General features: G+C 53.4%; 13 protein-coding genes and 1 tRNA gene. 6 read left to right on the top strand and 8 right to left on the bottom strand.

The window, feature by feature from the left end:
- Complete coding sequence (locus P8N76_12245; GenBank protein MDG2382431.1) at positions 1–2,685, top strand: DUF1549 domain-containing protein; 2,685 nt, start codon at positions 1–3, stop codon at positions 2,683–2,685.
- A 17-nt stretch (positions 2,686–2,702) separates the two neighbouring features.
- Positions 2,703–4,163, top strand: a complete 1,461-nt coding sequence (locus tag P8N76_12240; protein ID MDG2382430.1) for a DUF1501 domain-containing protein — start codon at positions 2,703–2,705, stop codon at positions 4,161–4,163.
- Between the two features lie 26 nt (positions 4,164–4,189).
- On the opposite strand, the gene P8N76_12235 is transcribed toward P8N76_12240, so the two are convergent.
- The 4 genes from P8N76_12235 to bioB form a co-directional block, all read right to left on the bottom strand.
- Positions 4,190–5,209: an ABC transporter substrate-binding protein gene (locus tag P8N76_12235; GenBank protein ID MDG2382429.1), complete on the bottom strand. Its 1,020-nt coding sequence runs from the start codon at positions 5,207–5,209 to the stop codon at positions 4,190–4,192.
- Between the two features lie 84 nt (positions 5,210–5,293).
- Complete coding sequence (locus P8N76_12230) at positions 5,294–6,073, bottom strand: ABC transporter permease (GenBank protein MDG2382428.1); 780 nt, start codon at positions 6,071–6,073, stop codon at positions 5,294–5,296.
- A complete protein-coding gene (locus P8N76_12225) occupies positions 6,070–6,828 on the bottom strand; it encodes an ABC transporter ATP-binding protein (protein MDG2382427.1) in 759 nt (252 codons plus the stop codon). The genes P8N76_12230 and P8N76_12225 overlap by 4 nt, the downstream gene beginning before the upstream one ends.
- A gap of 50 nt (positions 6,829–6,878) precedes the next feature.
- Positions 6,879–7,916, bottom strand: coding sequence for a biotin synthase BioB (gene bioB, locus P8N76_12220; protein MDG2382426.1), 1,038 nt, complete (start codon positions 7,914–7,916; stop codon positions 6,879–6,881).
- Between the two features lie 276 nt (positions 7,917–8,192).
- Between bioB and P8N76_12215 the strand changes: the two genes are divergently transcribed.
- Positions 8,193–8,768: a PSP1 C-terminal domain-containing protein gene (locus P8N76_12215; GenBank protein MDG2382425.1), complete on the top strand. Its 576-nt coding sequence runs from the start codon at positions 8,193–8,195 to the stop codon at positions 8,766–8,768.
- A gap of 25 nt (positions 8,769–8,793) precedes the next feature.
- Here the strand turns inward: P8N76_12215 and P8N76_12210 are convergent, their stop codons facing one another.
- Positions 8,794–9,117 carry a hypothetical protein gene (locus P8N76_12210; protein MDG2382424.1) on the bottom strand — a complete coding sequence of 108 codons (324 nt, stop codon included), beginning with the start codon at positions 9,115–9,117 and terminating at the stop codon, positions 8,794–8,796.
- Positions 9,118–9,272: 155 nt separating this feature from the next.
- On the opposite strand from P8N76_12210, the gene P8N76_12205 reads away from it, so the two are divergent.
- Complete coding sequence (locus P8N76_12205; protein MDG2382423.1) at positions 9,273–11,570, top strand: hypothetical protein; 2,298 nt, start codon at positions 9,273–9,275, stop codon at positions 11,568–11,570.
- Between the two features lie 114 nt (positions 11,571–11,684).
- On the opposite strand, the gene P8N76_12200 is transcribed toward P8N76_12205, so the two are convergent.
- On the bottom strand, positions 11,685–12,878 hold the full coding sequence (locus P8N76_12200; protein ID MDG2382422.1) for an HRDC domain-containing protein: 1,194 nt from the start codon (positions 12,876–12,878) through the stop codon (positions 11,685–11,687).
- Positions 12,879–13,231: 353 nt separating this feature from the next.
- Between P8N76_12200 and P8N76_12195 the strand changes: the two genes are divergently transcribed.
- A tRNA-Ser gene (locus tag P8N76_12195) sits at positions 13,232–13,313 on the top strand.
- A gap of 52 nt (positions 13,314–13,365) precedes the next feature.
- Here the strand turns inward: P8N76_12195 and P8N76_12190 are convergent.
- Positions 13,366–14,706 carry a PQQ-binding-like beta-propeller repeat protein gene (locus P8N76_12190; protein ID MDG2382421.1) on the bottom strand — a complete coding sequence of 447 codons (1,341 nt, stop codon included), beginning with the start codon at positions 14,704–14,706 and terminating at the stop codon, positions 13,366–13,368.
- Between the two features lie 245 nt (positions 14,707–14,951).
- Between P8N76_12190 and P8N76_12185 the strand changes: the two genes are divergently transcribed.
- Positions 14,952–16,376 (top strand): sulfatase, encoded by a 1,425-nt coding sequence (locus P8N76_12185; protein ID MDG2382420.1) that lies wholly within the window; start codon positions 14,952–14,954, stop codon positions 16,374–16,376.
- A 185-nt stretch (positions 16,377–16,561) separates the two neighbouring features.
- Here the strand turns inward: P8N76_12185 and P8N76_12180 are convergent, their stop codons facing one another.
- The gene (locus tag P8N76_12180) at positions 16,562–16,945 is read right to left on the bottom strand and encodes a SpoVG family protein (GenBank protein MDG2382419.1); all 384 of its coding nucleotides are present in this window, start codon (positions 16,943–16,945) and stop codon (positions 16,562–16,564) included.
- Positions 16,946–17,131 lie beyond the last annotated feature (186 nt).

Genomic DNA, 17,131 nt, shown 5'->3' with positions numbered 1-17,131 from the left:
TTGATTGGACCGTTCGCTCACTCGGCAGCGGCTTCACCTGATCAGCAGCCGAGCGACTCGACAACTGCTCAGGCAGCTCATCGGATCCTTGCCGCCAAATGCTTTCAATGCCATGGGCCAGATGCGGAACAGCGTGAGGCGGATCTGCGGCTCGACACGTTGCCAGGCAGTACAGAACTATTACCCTCGGGTGCAACTCCCATTGTGCCAGGTGACGCGAACTCGAGCGAATTGATTATTCGTATCGAACACGATTCGGCCGACGAACGAATGCCCCCACCGGATGCAATTCAGCAACTGTCCGCAGCGGAGCGAGAGCTGCTGCGACTCTGGATTGAACAGGGAGCACAGTATCCGGGACACTGGGCCTTTACGCCTCACCGTACCGCACGCCCTCCAATGGTGAACCGCGACAACTGGTCTACCAATCCAGTGGATCGATTTATCTTGGCGGAACTCAGATCGCATGGCCTTTCTCCCCCCCCACGTGCAGATCGTTACACGTTGATCAGGCGACTTTACTTTGACCTGATTGGATTGCCTCCCAGTCCAGAAGAAATCCGAAGATTCATCGATGACACTTCCGCCAATGCTTGGCCAAGGCTCATCGATCGATTGTTGGCATCGCCCCATTACGGAGAACGCTGGGGGCGTCATTGGCTTGATGTAGCGCGCTACGGTGATTCCAACGGTGGTGATGAAAATCACAAACTGCCCCATGCCTTCCATTATCGCGACTATGTGATCTCTGCCTTCAACGCTGACACCACGTACGATCGCTTTCTACTGGAACAGCTGGCGGGTGACCTTTTCACCAATCGCGGACTACCTGTCGACCAAATTGCGGCAACCGGATTCCTCGCAATCGGAATGAAGATACTCGCAGAACAGGATCCGGTCAAAAAAAGAGCGGACATGATCGATGAACAGATTGATACGCTTGGGCGATCGCTACTAGGATTATCACTTGGCTGTGCTCGTTGTCACGATCATAAATTTGACCCGATCTCGACCGCTGACTATTACGCATTATTTGGCATTTTCAAAAGTACTGAGCTTGCTGACCGCGAAGTCGAGACTGCGAAACTGCAAGCAGCTCGTAATGAGCACGCAAGCAAAGTAGCACAGCTCCGTGGAGCTCGCGATCACTTACGGAAACAACTTGAGCAACACTTCAAAAATGCTCCGCTCGTCCAACGTGAAGCGGAGCGATTCGAACGCGGCAACGTATCGATTGACCGTGAACAATACGGGACAACCATTGGGATCATCTCAGATCCAGGAAGCCAGCAAAATTATGTGGAATACGACTTTATCATTGAGAACGACGCGGACTACGAACTTCAATTGAGATACGCTGCCAAGACGGCAAGACCGGGCAAGATTCTCTTGGATGGAGTCGTCATTTCCGCCGAGGCAATTACTTCGGAAACCGGCGGCTGGATGCCCGAGCATCAAAAGTGGATTAACGAAACCAAGGTTCGCTTGTCGGTCGGCGAGCACGTGCTTCGAATTGAATCCGAACCCATGATGTCCCATATCGACAAATGGCGACTGATTCCTAGCTCGACACTCGATCAAGTCGCCGATTTGCTGGACAGCGCAAGTCAATTGGACGCCGAACTGGCCAAAATCCAGTCCAACAGCCCTTCCGGGACGCTTGTCATGGCCGTCCACGAAGGCCAAGTCGACAATGCGAGAATCCATCTCCGAGGTGATCATCTGTCACCGGGCGACGAAGTGGCTCGAAGATTCCCCGAAGTTCTCAGTGCAGTGGACCGCGCAGCCGTTCCAGCCGATCAAAGCGGACGTTGGCAATTGGCGGAATGGTTGACAAAACCTGGTGGATTGGCGGCAAGCCTGTCGAGTCGCGTGATGGCCAATCGCATCTGGCACTGGCATTTTGGGCGTGGACTGGTAACGACTCCGGATCAATTCGGTATCAAGGGCGCCCGTCCCACTCACCCCGAATTGCTCGAATATCTGGCTCAGGAATTAATCCGCCACCATTGGTCAATCAAATCGCTACATCGCCAAATTTTGACTTCCAATACCTATCAGAGTTCTAGCCAAGTCGAGGACCCCTTGGCACAAGCGCAGGACCCTGAAAATCAATGGTACTGGAAAGCCACCCGTAGGAGGCTCGAGGCAGAATTGATCCGCGACGCCATTTTACTCCATGCAAATCGACTCGATCGGGAAATGTACGGTGCCCCAGTGCAGGTCAAGTCTCAAGATCCGTCACCGCAAGATCTCGAAGCCAATCGGGCGAAATACTATGCCTCTCAACGTCGGTCAATCTATCTCCCTGTCGTGCGCACCAACCTGTTCAAATTTCTCACACTTTTTGATTTCCCAAATTCCTCCAGTCCGGTGGGTCGTCGTTCGCGCACGACCGTCCCCACGCAATCCCTCTGGATGATGAATAGTCCATTCATGATGGAGCAGGCAGCACAAGTCGCAACTCAGTCGAATCGGGGCCGGCCAAGCCCGAGCGAACGTCTTGACAACATCTACTTTGAATTATTTGGTCGTCCCATCGATCCCGCCACGAAAAATCGGCTTCAAACCTTCTTGGAGCAAATAGGTAACCCATCCGCTGACGACAAAACAGCAGAATCCACGGCGTGGCAGTTGCTCTGCCACACACTCATGATGTCCCATGAATTCATCTACGTCGACTAAAAACCGCAGACCACCGTATGAGTAACTTATTCAAACAACTTCCTGACAGGATCATATCCCGTCGCAAAGTGCTAGAAGGCGTAGCATCTGGCTTTGGTGGCTTGGCACTCAATGCATTACTGCATGAATCCTCATCGGCCGCTTCGATCCCGTCATCCGCATTGCAGCCGAAAGCGGGTCATCACATGGCTCGTGCAAAACGCGTTATTTTTTTATTCATGCACGGCGGACCCTCACATATTGACTTGTTTGATCCGAAGCCCAGGCTCAAACAAGATGATGGAAAGCCTTTACCATTCAAAGGAACACGGGTCACGTTTGCGGACCGCGGGAATCTGATGAAATCCCCATGGAAGTTTCGCCCATGTGGTGGCAGTGGACTTCCGATGAGTGAACTTTGGCGGCACTTGCCAACGGTTGCTGACGAGCTTTGCATGATCCATTCTGTCTGCGAAACCAATGTGGCTCACGGTGGAGCTTGCATGAAACTCCACACAGGCGCGGAAGCGAACGTGCGCCCAAGCATCGGATCCTGGATCAGTTACGGGCTTGGCACAGAGAACCAAAACCTGCCCAGCTTCATCACGATTTGCCCAACGTCGTTACACGGAGGCGTGAATAATTTTGGCGCCTCATTCCTTCCCGCAATCCACCAAGGTGTTTCGCTTGGAGCTCCTGGCTATCCCAATTCGCTGGCACGTGACGCTCGTTTCGACTCAATGACCAACCCTAACGTCTCGCCAGAAAAACAGAAAATGCAATTGCGATTGCTGCGACAATTGCATCAAGCGCAGCGGGATCCGTCGGGCGTCGACACCGAATTAGAAGCCCGATTACTTTCCTTCGAACTCGCTTTTCGCATGCAGATGGCAGCCCCCGAAGCTCTCGATCTTTCGCAAGAATCGAAGGCGACGCGAGAGCTTTACGGCCTCGACAGCGAACCGACTGCCAACTTTGCCCGTCAGTGCCTAATGGCGAGGCGGCTCGCGGAGCGGGGCGTCCGCTTTGTCCAGGTCAGCCATGCGCATTCACTGCCGTTCAACAATGAACAATGGGATCAACACAGCCATCTCGAGAAGGGGCATACTCTGAATGTGGCTCAAATCGATCAGCCGATCACCGCTCTCATCAAAGACTTGAAATCGCGAGGACTACTTGAAGATACGTTGGTGATCTGGGGTGGTGAATTTGGCCGGACGCCGACCGTCCAAAAAGGAAATGCCGAACCGGGTCGTGACCACCACCCAGAAGGATTCACGATGTGGATGGCAGGCGGTGGCGTAAAAGCGGGCTATCGATATGGTCGGACCGACGAATATGGATACTACGCGGTCGAAAACCGCTGCACCATCCATGACCTTCACGCCACCATCTTGCATCTGATGGGGATGGACCACGAACGTTTAACTTTTGAGTATGCCGGACGAGACTTCCGACTGACCGATGTCTCTGGAAACATCGCTCAGATCATTGCCTAGGCCCCTTGAGGGGCCAGCCGCCCGCTCTACTGGGGCGCAGACGACGAGCTAGAATCCGGCGAGCTGCTCCGCAGAAACCGCAGTGTGTAGGCTTGATCAACCCGCGTATCTTGACTGACAAAATCAAGTTCAACCAGTTGAGATTTCAACGTTTGCCAACGGCGATCATCCATCACACCGATTGAGTCTGAAGCAGCGTGAGCCGGCAAGCACAATTCGGCGATCGCCGTTGCACCGAACTTGAGACTTTCCAGATCCATATCGGGATTGGCTGCATGAATCAACTGATTGACCGGCTCAGGATCTTGCAGGTAGGCCTGCCAACCACGCCGAACAGCCCGCACCACTTTCCCAACAAGTTCAGGATTCTCATTGAGCAATTTTTCATTTGTGAACAAACAACTGCTATAGGGATTAAACCCCAAATCCGAGACCATCATGCAGACAGGGTGTGCACCATTTTCCTCGGCAACATACGGCTCACTGAACACATAGGCCTGCTGTGCAAAGCGATTATCAGCGAGAAACGGTGCAATACTTCCCGTATAGGAGACAACTTGCACGTGTTTCAAAACACCTTTTTCGTCAAGAAATTTAACGAAGGCCTTACCGGCCCCCAAGGCCAACTTCACATCAGCGAGCTCCGAGAAATTCTGAATCCCGGTTTCTTGATGAACCATGATACAGCGAGGACTGTTCCGCATTGCCGCCATCAGAGCAACGACGGGAATCTGTTGCTCGCGTGCCATCAGAATTTGATCGGCGTTCCCAACTCCAAATTCTACTCGATTCAAACCGACATTTTGCACAATTGGGGCGGCCGGGCCCCCCGGTTCAATTTTTACCGTAAGTCCCTCATCGGCAAAGAAACCGAAGTGTTGTGCCGCATAAAATCCCCCGTGCTGCGAATCCGGAAACCAGTTCAAACCTAGTTTGATCGTCGGCTCCGCCCCGGGCTCAACAACGTCACTTGGCTGGCACCCCACCAACAGGCACCCCACCAACAGCAACGTCGCACAACTGCATGCAACCCACCGACTCTTCATCTGCTCATCCTCTCGGTACAAAAACCGTGACAGAAGTCACTTTCACACGCGGCAGCCCATCGTCGCTCAGCTGGCTGAAAGAGACTAAGCATAGCGAAAACGAGCAAGGCTTTTCTCGGCCACCAAACTCACTGCCGCAAAAATAACGACACCTAACAAGGTCGACAATAGGACGGCTGCGAACAAGCGATCGGTTTGATATCGCTCTGCAGAACTTCGAATGAGATAACCTAATCCAAATCCTTCGCCACCATAACCGACAAAAAACTCGCCTACGATAGCGCCAATCACCGAGAGCCCACTGGAAGTCCGCACGCCGGTCACCAAAAACGGAAGGGAGTGGGGCACCTGAAGTTTGAGAAATTGCTGTAACCGAGAGGCCTGATTGAGATTAAACAACTCACGTAACGGCAACGGCACAGAAGTCATCCCTTCGGTGACGTTGGCAATAATCGGGAAGAGACTCAAAATAAAAGCGACCGCAATCACTCCGGTGGTCCCATAGCCAAACCACATCACCAGCAGCGGAGCAATGGCCACTACGGGGACCGTTTGCAAAAAAATCGCGTACGGGTAAAGGCTGTATCGAAGCAGAGATGATTGCGAAAACAGCGAGGCAGTCAGAAAACCGACTGCAACACTGAGCAACAAGCCGGAAATAGCTGCCTTTCCAGTCAGCCAAGTCGCATTTAACAGCGACGGGCTATCGTGTGCAAAAACGCTCCAGACCTGACTGGGTGAAGGCGCAAGAAAACTTTGAATCTGAAAGAGTCGAATTACCACGGCCCAAATAAAAACAAACAACACGGCAGCCACGACGGGTGGAAACACGCGGGCGATCAAAAAGCCGAGAAACTGATTCATACTGCAGCCTCCCGCAAAGCCGCTGAAACGCGCCCTGTCAACTCTGCAAATTCCAAGGATGACCGCAACTGGGAATCTCGAGGCTGATCAAAATCGATCGAAAAATCTGCGGCGATCTTGCCGGGCCGCTGGCTCATCACAAGTACGCGTTGACTAAGAAAAACCGCTTCATTGACATTATGGGTAACAAAAAGCGTGGTCCACCCCTGTTCCCCCCACAACCGTAGTAACTCTTCATTCAACTGCTGCCGTGAAATTTCATCCAACGCGGCAAACGGTTCATCTAGCAGCAACACGCGAGGCTTGGTGATCAGCGCCCGAGCCAATGACACACGCATCCGCATACCGCCCGACAGCATGTGTGGAAATTTAAGCGCGTCGTCATCGACAAGGCCAACTTGACGCAAAGCGGACATCGCTTGAGAACGGCGATCGGCCACCGGTTCTCGCCGAAGCTCAAGTGGCAACTCGATATTCTGCTGGACATTCCGCCAAGGCAACAACGTGGGGTCCTGAAAGACAAACGCAACTCGTGGCGTTTGACCATTCGCCTCCGCGATCTGGAGCCTGCCGATGGTGGGCTGCTGCAAATTCGCAACACAACGCAAGAATGTCGATTTACCGCAACCGCTCGGGCCCACGATTGTGACAAACGTGCCTGGAGCACAACACAAATCAACCGACTCAAGTGTGGGAGCATTACCGGCAAAGGTAACGCCCAACTGCTCAGCGGTAATGCTACAAGATGATCGCATGGGGCAGGGGACTCAACAAAAAGTAAAATCCGACGCGCGCGAACTGTCAGTCAGGAGGGCAAACAAGTTGCGGTTTCACTGGAGCGTGTAACGGTGAAGCCCATCTCTTCAATCATGCGATAATCACTCGTCGGCGCTTGACCTTCCGTTGTCAAATAATCACCCACGAACATGGAGTTGGCCGCATAAAGCCCCAGGGCTTGCATGCTGCCAAGATGAATTTCGCGACCGCCAGCGATTCGAATCTCGCGGCTTGGATTGACAAAACGAAACATGGCGAGCGTCTTGAGACAGTAGCGAGGATTCAAACGATTCGTTTCTTGCAAAGGCGTACCATCAATCGAATTGAGGAAGTTCACCGGAATCGATTCCACGCCCAGCTCTCGCAGCTCCAAAGCCATTCGCACCACATCTTCGTCGGACTCTCCCATGCCCACGATGCCACCACTGCACAGTTCCATACCCGCATCTCGAACTGCCTTCAACGTGTCCACTCGATCTTCATACGTATGCGTACTGCAAACTTGAGAATAGTATTCGGAACTCGTGTTCACATTGTGATTAACACGATCCACACCACACTCTTTCAGTCGGGCGGCTTGTTCCGGTGAGAGCAGCCCCAGGCAGGCGCAAATCTTCAGGTCGTATTTGGCCTTAATTTGGGGAACGATTGTTGTCACCGCATCGATTTCGCGCTCATTCGGGCCTCTGGCCGAAATCACAATGCAGTAGGTCTTGGACTCACGCTCGAACGCGATCCGAGCCCCCTCCATGAGCTTCTCCTCGCTCAACAAGTTGTAGCGAGGAATTTCCGCATCGGCCACCTTCGATTGCGAACAATAAGAACAGTCTTCCGGGCACAATCCACTCTTCGCGTTCATCAAGAAGTAGAGCTGCACCGTGTTTTGAAAGTAATGCTTACGGATTCGATAGGCAGCCGCCATTAACTCCAAAAGCTGCTCATCCGGTGATTGAATAATTTCTAAAGCTTGCTCGAAGGAGGTCAGTTGTTGATCGAGCACGTTCCGAGCCAGGTTATCCCAATGACCGTAAGTGGAAACGGATACTGATTGTTGATTTGCTTGCATCTTGCCTAAAATCCAACAGGTTACCGATGGTAAATCGCGATGGAGACCGGTCGAAATCCGCCGCAAAGGGCGGCGTCCGCCTCGAATATCTAGCACGAAGTTAACAGTAGTAAGGCCGCTTGAGCAACCCGGTTCAAACAAGGAAACACTCCGAGCTTGGCAAAGGCGGCGATCTGGCCGACAATAAGCAGAGGGAGGCGCCCGATCGTCCGGGCGCTGGAATGCCCGAATGGTATCGATTCCTGGGCGAATCACGGCCCTCTTGGACTGGCCCTTGTGCTTCGCTCTCAACCTGGAGTCAACAATTTGCTCGCAATTCACTTCGTACGTATCGGTCTACTCGGCCACATCGGCCGTTTCACGGCGGCCGATCGGCAACAATACGCTCACGGACGTCGGGTCGTCTGTCGAACCTCCCGAGGACTGGAAATCGGAGAAGTCCTCGGAATGGCCGACGAATTTTCCTCAGACAGCGTTGCTGACGGCACTTTACTGAGATCGGTCACTCCCGAGGACGAGCTGCTGCTCGCTCGGATCGAAAAACATCAAGAACAGGCCTACGCGGAATGTGTTTCTCTGCTGACTGAGCGGGAGATCAATGCAACCCTGATGGATGTCGAGCATCTATTCGATGGTCAGTCCCTCTATTTTTACTTTTTGGGCGAAGTCACGCCGGAAATCGAGAGCATCACGCGGGATTTGAGCGAAGCGTACGAGTCAAAGGTTCAATTCCGACAATTCGCCGACGCGGTCAGCCGTGGCTGCGGCCCCGACTGTGGAACGGAATCGGCAAGTGGCTGCGGCACAGGATGCGGCTCTTGCTCCATTGCCTCCGCATGCCATTCCTCTTGAACCTTTGGATCCCGAAACCACCCGTTTAGGGATCCGAGACCCCCAACGAAGCCAGAAATTCGCTCATTTCTCCGGCCGCATGCGTGTTGCCTTGCTGGCGTGCCTGCTCAATGCCGTCCCGTAATTTCTCACGGGCCTCGCTGACACGCGACAATCCGGCCAACTGCTGCGCGGCCATAAAAAATGCCGGCACATAGGGCGGACTTTCTTTCATTAGCTGCTCTAGGCCAAGCAGACTCGCTTCGTTTTCACCTTCCTTGGCCCATTCCATCGCCAAACTGTAACGCAAAAACACGTCCGTCGGATCATCTGCCAGCATCGCCTCGATCTTTTCTCGCCTTGTACTCATCGCTTACCTCTTCACGCAGCCAACCCAGAGAGCACTGCCGGCAATAGCAGTAGTAAATTTTCCCCAATCGGAAAATCTTATTCAATCCTCAGCTCTCCTCCAACCGATATCAATCACGCGCCAAAAATAAATCTCTGTTTCGACGGGAAAGAGCGATGCTAACAAAACACCCCCTCTTCGCGATTACCATTGCCAGCTTACTGGCAACAGCCGTTTGTGCGCAAGCCCAAACGGGAGACACTAGCCAGCCAGAAACCACGAGTCGACGCGTACAAAGTGCGGCTCCGGTGATTCACCGCCGAGCCACTTTGCCTGCTGGCTGGTTTGACCAGGATAAGAAACCAGCCGCTTTGACCGATCCTCAGCAGACCGGAGCAGTACCGGCCGCCCATTTTGACACAACAGGGAAGGACGAGCAGAAGCCGAAAGGCGTCTCGAACCGACTGCGTCAGATTCAACGCTCTGTCGTCTTCGATCAGCTGAAACCTGTCGAGACCCAACCCAAATCGTCTCGACGCCGGAACAGCGTTCGAACTCCAAAACCGAGCAAGGTAGGCAACCAGAGCCAATCGGCGCCCCAGGCCGCGGAAGCCGGGCCGCCCAAAAAGCCGATTGCCAACGCGACCTCCGACCCGGCCACGACGGCGGTCAAGACAGTTGATCCAACCGCTCCAGTTGCGACGAAAACGGCCACCGAGCCGCCATCGAACGATCCCCAAGAGACAGGTGCTGCAAAGTCACCGGAAACGGCAGCAACGACTCCCATCTTGGCAGAAAACGATGTCACGAATCTACCTTCGGTGATGAAGCAGCCGACGATTTCAGAGGATGTATCGCCGAATGCGACAACTCGGGTCGCTCAAAAGCCAAGCAGCCCGACCAAGCCGGTCGCCGCAAAAACTGCACTAGCCCAAACCGAAGCGGCCCAAACCGAAGCGGCCAAGAATCTGCCCGTCACTTCCATGACTGCAGAGGCCTCGAACCCAACGGTTCAAAACAAAAACTCCCATGAAACCGTTCTGATCACGAATGAGAGCCCTGTGTTATCGGTCACGACACGAGGTCCTCGCACAATCGTCGTGGGCAAAGAATCGATTTTCGAATTCGACCTAACAAACAGCGGAAAAATCGACGCTAAAGACGTAACGGTCAAGATGAACGTTCCTCATTGGGTCGAAGTTGTTCAACAGGACGCAAGCCTCGGTTCAACGCGTATTGAGCCCGATGAGCAAGGGGATTCAGCCTTGAGCTGGTCAGTTGCACGTCTCAATGGAGGTACGTCTGAAAAACTCAAATTACGAATTATTCCACGCGGCAGTCGCCCCCTTGACCTGGGAGTTAGTTGGACGTTCATGCCGGCACAGACGACAGCTCAAATTCAAGTCCAAGAGCCCAAGTTAGAAATGTCTGTGATCGGTCCTCAGGATGTGTTGTTTGGTGAAACAAAAATCTACACGATTACGGTTTCCAATCCGGGTACGGGTGACGCGGAGAATGTGATCCTGAACTTGATGCCACTCGTGCCGAGCGAAAAAACGGCCGGTGTTCGCAACATCGGCACGATCAAGTCTGGAACCCGCCGCACGATCGAGGTTGAATTAACGGCACGCCAAACGGGTCGTCTCCAAGTGCGAGCTGAAACCTCAGCCGACGGTGGCCTGCGGGCTCAAGGCGCCCAGGACGTCTTGGTACGTCGTGCGGTTCTAGAAGTCGCTGTGGCAGGTCCTCCGATGAAATATGCTGGCACACGAGCACGGTTTGCAATTCGTGTCACCAACTCTGGTGACGCAACTGCACGAGACGTGGTTGCCATCGCAACTTTACCAGCCGGAGCCCAAAACGTTTCCAGCAGTGCCGGTGGCAGCCTGGAGGCCAACCATGGGCAAGTTCAATGGCAAGTTGGATCGGTACGCCCCGGAGCAACACGAGTCTTGGAATTGGAATGCGTGCTTGTCTCTCCCGGCAACAATCGACTCGACATGCGTGCGGTCGCCCAGGGAGATATCAGTGCTCTCGGTTCGACTGTCACCTCAGTTGAATCACTCGCCGACTTGAAAATGACGGTCGACGACCCCCAAGGCGCTGTCGCAGTGGGCGACGACGTGGCATATGAAATCCGGATCCAAAACCGAGGCACTAAGGCCGCCACAGATATCCAGCTGTTCGGATTCTTTTCAGAAGGAATCGAACCCGCAGCAGTCCGCGGTTGGCGTGGAACGGTAACGGAGGGAGAAGTGATCATTGAACGGATCCCTCGTCTGGGAGCTGGGCAAGAGATGGTGATCAAGATCACTGCTCAAGCCCACCGAGCTGGCGATCATGTCTTCCGGGCCGAATTAGAATGTGTGGATCCCGAAACGAAACTGGCCGTCGAAGAGTGGACGAGGTTTTTCGGTGATAACGATCCAATTCGACAAGCCGAGCACACAACAGAATCGCCGGAAAATCGCTGATCCAAATCGCAACAGCACTGCTTCGTCTTCCCGTCGGAGCAGAGAGCAGGCAAAGGGCTGTCGGTAATCTGACAGCCCTTTTTTCTTGTCGCATTCAATGCAAACCCGGACTAATTACGCCCTGTTCGGCGCATCCACCGGCTCAAGTGCCAACGGCGAATCAGAAAGCGGGTTCCGAATGCGAATTGCCGTTCTTCCCTCCAGCACGTCGTCAAGCGTACGGCCAACGACTTCCGCGCGCCAACCGGTCGCCAAGGCAGGTGGGTCGGCAGCCGGATTATCGACAAGTCGATAATCCACCAGATCGCGCACATCCTGTACGGTTCCCACCAAACTTGGGGCCAAGTTTTGAGACCGACATACGGTGCTTAGTGCCGTGGCGATGAATTGTCCAACAAGGCTCGCCTGATTGGAGGATCGATTGCGACGAACGGAAGGCCATTCATTTTTGGGCAAATCCAAAGCTCGCTGAATACTTTCACTGATCTCTGGAAAGTGTCGCTTAGCAAGACTCCGTTCGATCCCGCGAATCGCTCGTAACTGCTTCACATCGCTTTTCCCACGCCGCGCCATCTCCACAATCAAATCATCACGGAGAATTCGACGCGGGGGACGATCTTGGGCTTCGGCTTGCTCCTCACGCCAACGCCAAATTTCGCGCACGATCACCATCGCCTTTTCAGATAGGCCCGACGTACCTGAGACGCGCCGCCAATTCTCTCGTTGCTCAAAATCTTCGATTTCCTTTTGCCACTGATCCATTTCATCATCAAACCAAGCTCGACGGTGTAGCTCTTCCAAACGGCCATTGATACGTTCGTAGAGTGGCTCGAGGTACAAAACGTCCTGCAAGGCATATTCGATCTGCCGATCGGACAAAGGTCGTCGCCGCCAATCGGTGCGAGTTTCACCCTTCGCCAGGGTCCGATCGAGCAATTTCGCCAGCAGCTTGCCATAGGCGGCTGGATATTCCAAACCAATCATCCCCGCCGCGATTTGAGTATCGAACAAGCGCGTTGGCCGCTTTCCCATCTCGTGCAGGCAAAATCGCAATTCTTCCCGACCCGCGTGCGCAATCGTTTCATGCTCTCCACTCGAAAGAACATCCCAGAAGGGTCGCACCGATTCGACCTCTTTGGGATCAATCACCGCCAACAAATCATCTGCAGCAATCTGGATCAGACAAAGGTCCGGACGGTAGGTGTCCTCCGAGACAAATTCCGTATCGAATCCGATTCGCTCCACGCTGCGTAGTTTTCCGCAAAAAATCTCGAGCTGCGACTGCGTTCTGATGTATTCGTGATGCACGGGCGTTGAAATCTTGCTTTAAAAGAGGAGACAAGCGAGATGGCGTTCGAGAGCCAGCGGGCATTTCCAATCCACCTGAATCGCAGTGGCGGATCGTCAGCCATACCGGAAGCATCTTAATCGAGTGACAGCAACGTAACCAGTCGACTTTTACCGACAGCCGCCCGTCGTCGGCAGGGAACAAAGTATCGACCTGACAGATTTTTCGTGGAGTAATCGATGAAATCAGTGCAGAGCAAAAGAAGTTAATCAAGCGATTGCCATCCATGCGGAGTTCGCCTAGCCTTCGGCTGTTTGATCGAGTACGATTCGTAAACGTTCCAGCTGGGCCTTTTTTGCCCAGCGATCGTGCTGGAGGGTAAGCGAATGGCTAGCGGCCTCATTGGAAATGAGGTGCTCCGTAAGGAGTTGCGGGTTCGAGTCCCGTGCCCTCCGCTGCCGGGCCTCAAAAAACAAGAATTCTGCCTGCCCCACCCGCTCAGCAACCCTAATTGCCGCCGTGATTCGCTCTTTTGGAGTTTGAAAGTGGGGGCCCGCCAAGGCAATACAGCCATTCTTGTCGGTGACCTTCCTCTTCACTCCCAACTCTCATAAAAATCTGGCCGTCACAAATGGCTGGCGACGCGTAGGCATCGCTGCCTAACACATTCATTGCGGTCATCTGATAAAGGTTCTTATTGGCTCGAAAAACGAATGTCTCACCGCGTAAATTGGCCGCATAGATTTCGCCGTCACAGTAAACGGGGGAAGCGCTAAAATTCCCGCCAAGTCTTTTTTTCCAGTTTACAACACCCGACTTGGCGTCCCAGCAATAGGCGATGCCATTGTCCGTGACCGCATACAATTCGTCACCAACAAGCAACATCGAAGTTTCATAACATCTAACTGAATTGCTCCACTCAATCTGTCCGGAACCATCCGCACGTACCGCCAACGTTTGAGAATCGGGATATCCTCCACTGGCAAACACCGTTGACTCGTTCCAGACCACGGTGCCACAAGTCGCTTCCGTCGTACCTTCACACGACCAAATCAGCTCACCGCTTCCAGGATCGTAGCTGCTCACCTGATGACTCCCACTGATCAAGAGTTGCTCTTTGCCATCGACAGTCGCCACGACGGGCGACGAGTAACTGCTGTGGTTCGATCGGGCTTTTCGCCAGACGATCTCTCCGGTTCGACGATCAAGCGCTGCCAAATAGCCGCCACCCTGATTGTCGGCAGCAAAAATGACGAACGACTTATAGACAACGGGGGAGGGGGCGTATCCGAACTTCGAATTGAAGGCACCGAGTTTCTTTTGCCAAATCAGTTGGCCGTCAAAATCCAATGCCGAAACCACGATCGAATTCTCGGTCAGGAATGCTACAAACATGTGCTGGTCGTCACAGGCAACCGTTCCGTTTGCATGCGTCCCCTTCGGATGCATCTTACCTGATTTCGTCAACGGGCCTTGATGGACTATCGTCCGCCAAACTTCTGCTCCCGTCTTCCGATTAAATGCCATCACCAACTGCTGCTGTTGCGCATCAATGGCACTGGCAACATAGACATGCGATCCGACAATCACCGGTGAACCATGTCCACGCCCGGGAACCTGGCTTTTCCAGGAAACATTGGTCGAATCACTCCAGGAGGTGGGTGCCGGCGGTGAGACAGATATCCCATTTTGCAGAGGGCCGCGCCAGCTGGGCCAATCCGTATCACGGGCGACAAATACCGGCAGATCGTTCGGTTTCTTCCGCTTGTCGACCGAGATTTCCTCCACGGCCACATGGCGGCTACAACCGCAGCAGAGCGAAAAGACCAATAAAAGACAAACTCGCATGACGGTAACAACTCCCCGAATAAGCTTCCGAACCTTACCGGACACTTTATCTAGCAAACCGGTGTTCTCGCAAGACTCTCGAATTGAGACAATTTGCGAATTGACCAGCCAGAAGCGAGAATGCGAATCTCCGCAGAACCCCGATCTCCGCAGAACCCCGATTCAGGAATATTGGTCAAGTGATTCGAAGCCGCTCCACAAAAAAGCGAAAACAGCTTTGGCTTTCTCCATTTTGCGTTGCCATCTTGCTTGGCTCCGCATCGCTGGCCGACGAGTCAAAGCCCCCCAATGTTTTGTTCATCGCCGTTGACGATCTAGCATGCAGCTTGGGCTGCTATGGCGACAGCACGGCAAAGACACCCCACATCGACCGCCTGGCTGCAACGGGCGTGAAATTCGAGCGAGCCTACAATCAAATCCCTCTCTGTAACCCGAGTCGAGCATCTGTGATGACGGGGCTCCGTCCCGACCAGATCAAAGTGTACGATCTCGACCGACACTTCCGTGACGAACTCCCCCAGGTCGTCACTTTGCCTCAAGCCTTCCGATCGAGCGGCTATACCACCGCGCGCGTCGGCAAGATCTACCACTACAATGTTCCAGCAGCCATTGGAACCAATGGATTTGATGATCCTCCTTCCTGGGATCAGACCCTCAACCCACGAGGGCGAGACAAGTCCGACGAAAGACTCGTTTTCAACGCAGAGCCCCATCGAAAGATCAGTGGCGCCTTGAGTTGGTTAGCCGCCGAGGGAACGGATGAAGAACAGACGGACGGTATGATTGCCAGTGAAGCAATTCGCTGGATGGCAAATTCAGGCAAGCGTCCCTTTTTCTTGGGCGTTGGTTTTTTTCGTCCTCACACACCCTTTGTTGCTCCAAAAAAATATTTCCAGCTCTATCCACTCATCACGATGCGACTGCCTTACGCACCAGCCAACGATCGTGGGGACATCCCCGTAGCAGCGTTCGCCCACAATTGCCCAATCCCGAATTACAATCTCAAACGCAATGTGTTGCGTTCCGCCCGACAAGCTTATTACGCAAGCGTCTCATTTATTGATGCCCAAGTGGGGCGTCTACTCGACGCTCTCGACCGGTTTGAACTGGCCGAGAATACGATCGTCGTTCTCTGGAGCGACCATGGTTACCATTTGGGTGAACACAACGGCATCTGGCAAAAACGAACCCTATTTGAACAGTCAGCTCGTGCGCCCTTGATCATTCGCCACCCGAGTGCGCAGGGGAACGGCCGATCAGCGCAAGGAATTGTGGAATTCGTAGATATCTATCCAACACTGACGAAGCTCGCGAAAGTCCCAACGCCGACAGCACTCGCTGGACAAGATCTTTCCCCGCTGCTCACGAACCCCGCGGCCAACTGGAGCGGTTTGGCTGTGACCCAGATCCTGCGGCCTGCCGATGATCGTCTCCACCAACCCGTAATGGGTTGCACGATCCGCACAACACGTTGGAGATTTACCGAATGGGCAGAAGGGAAATCAGGGGTCGAGCTTTACGATCACCAAAACGATCCATTCGAATTTGACAATTTGGCGATACATTCAAACCGTCAAACACAAGAGGTTATCGACCGCCTTCGACCACTACTGCGAGCCCGCGCATCGGGAACGATCCCCCGCACACCATTCAATCCGGCAAGACTTTAGTTGGACGCACCCAGCCCACCGACCGTTCACTGACGGAGTCATTTTGGATAGAACATCCATCGAGTGGTCCCAATCTCCACCCGAAATATCGGAAGCCGAAACAAATTGGGGAATTAAAAATCGCTTGCCAGCAATACGAAAGGCAGAAATCCCCCAAAAACCACTCGCCTCACAGCATCAACTCGCTAACCCACTTTCTCCACCATCGAGCCACGAGCTTTTCGGTAAGCCTCCAAGACGGCCGATTCAATCATTTGGCGACAAACTGGATTGATGGGATGGGCGATATCAAAATGAATTTTCGCCTCTGCTTGGCGATCAGCTTCTTCCCGATCACACGCATCGCCGCACGTCATGCAGAACTTGGCGTCCACTGGATTTTTCATCCGACACGATGGGCACTTGAGCGTCAGCTTACGACTCGGCATCGCAATCAGCAATCCATTTGATTTTTCGATAATTCGAATATTGTGCACCACAAATTCGTTATCGATCACGATAGCGCAGTAGGCCCGAAGGCGATCTTCGCTACCCTCGCACAGATTGACTTGTACATCCGTAATTTGCACGGCAAGCTCCCAACGGTCTCACGAAGTCTCCCTAACCGGCATGGCTTTAAGTGATTGGAGGTTAGTGTAAGCGAAAGGGCGCGATTTTTGAAGTTTTTTCATATAAAGCAGTTTTTTTTTATCAACAAACCAAATTCCGCCTGAAAAACAGCGGGTCGCAACCGGTCACGCCATGGGCCTGAACCC

It is taken from the genome of Pirellulaceae bacterium, assembly GCA_029243025.1.
GTDB lineage: Bacteria > Planctomycetota > Planctomycetia > Pirellulales > Pirellulaceae.
Note: the sequence above shows the minus strand (reverse complement) of the source record. Positions and strands in the feature narration are given on the sequence as shown.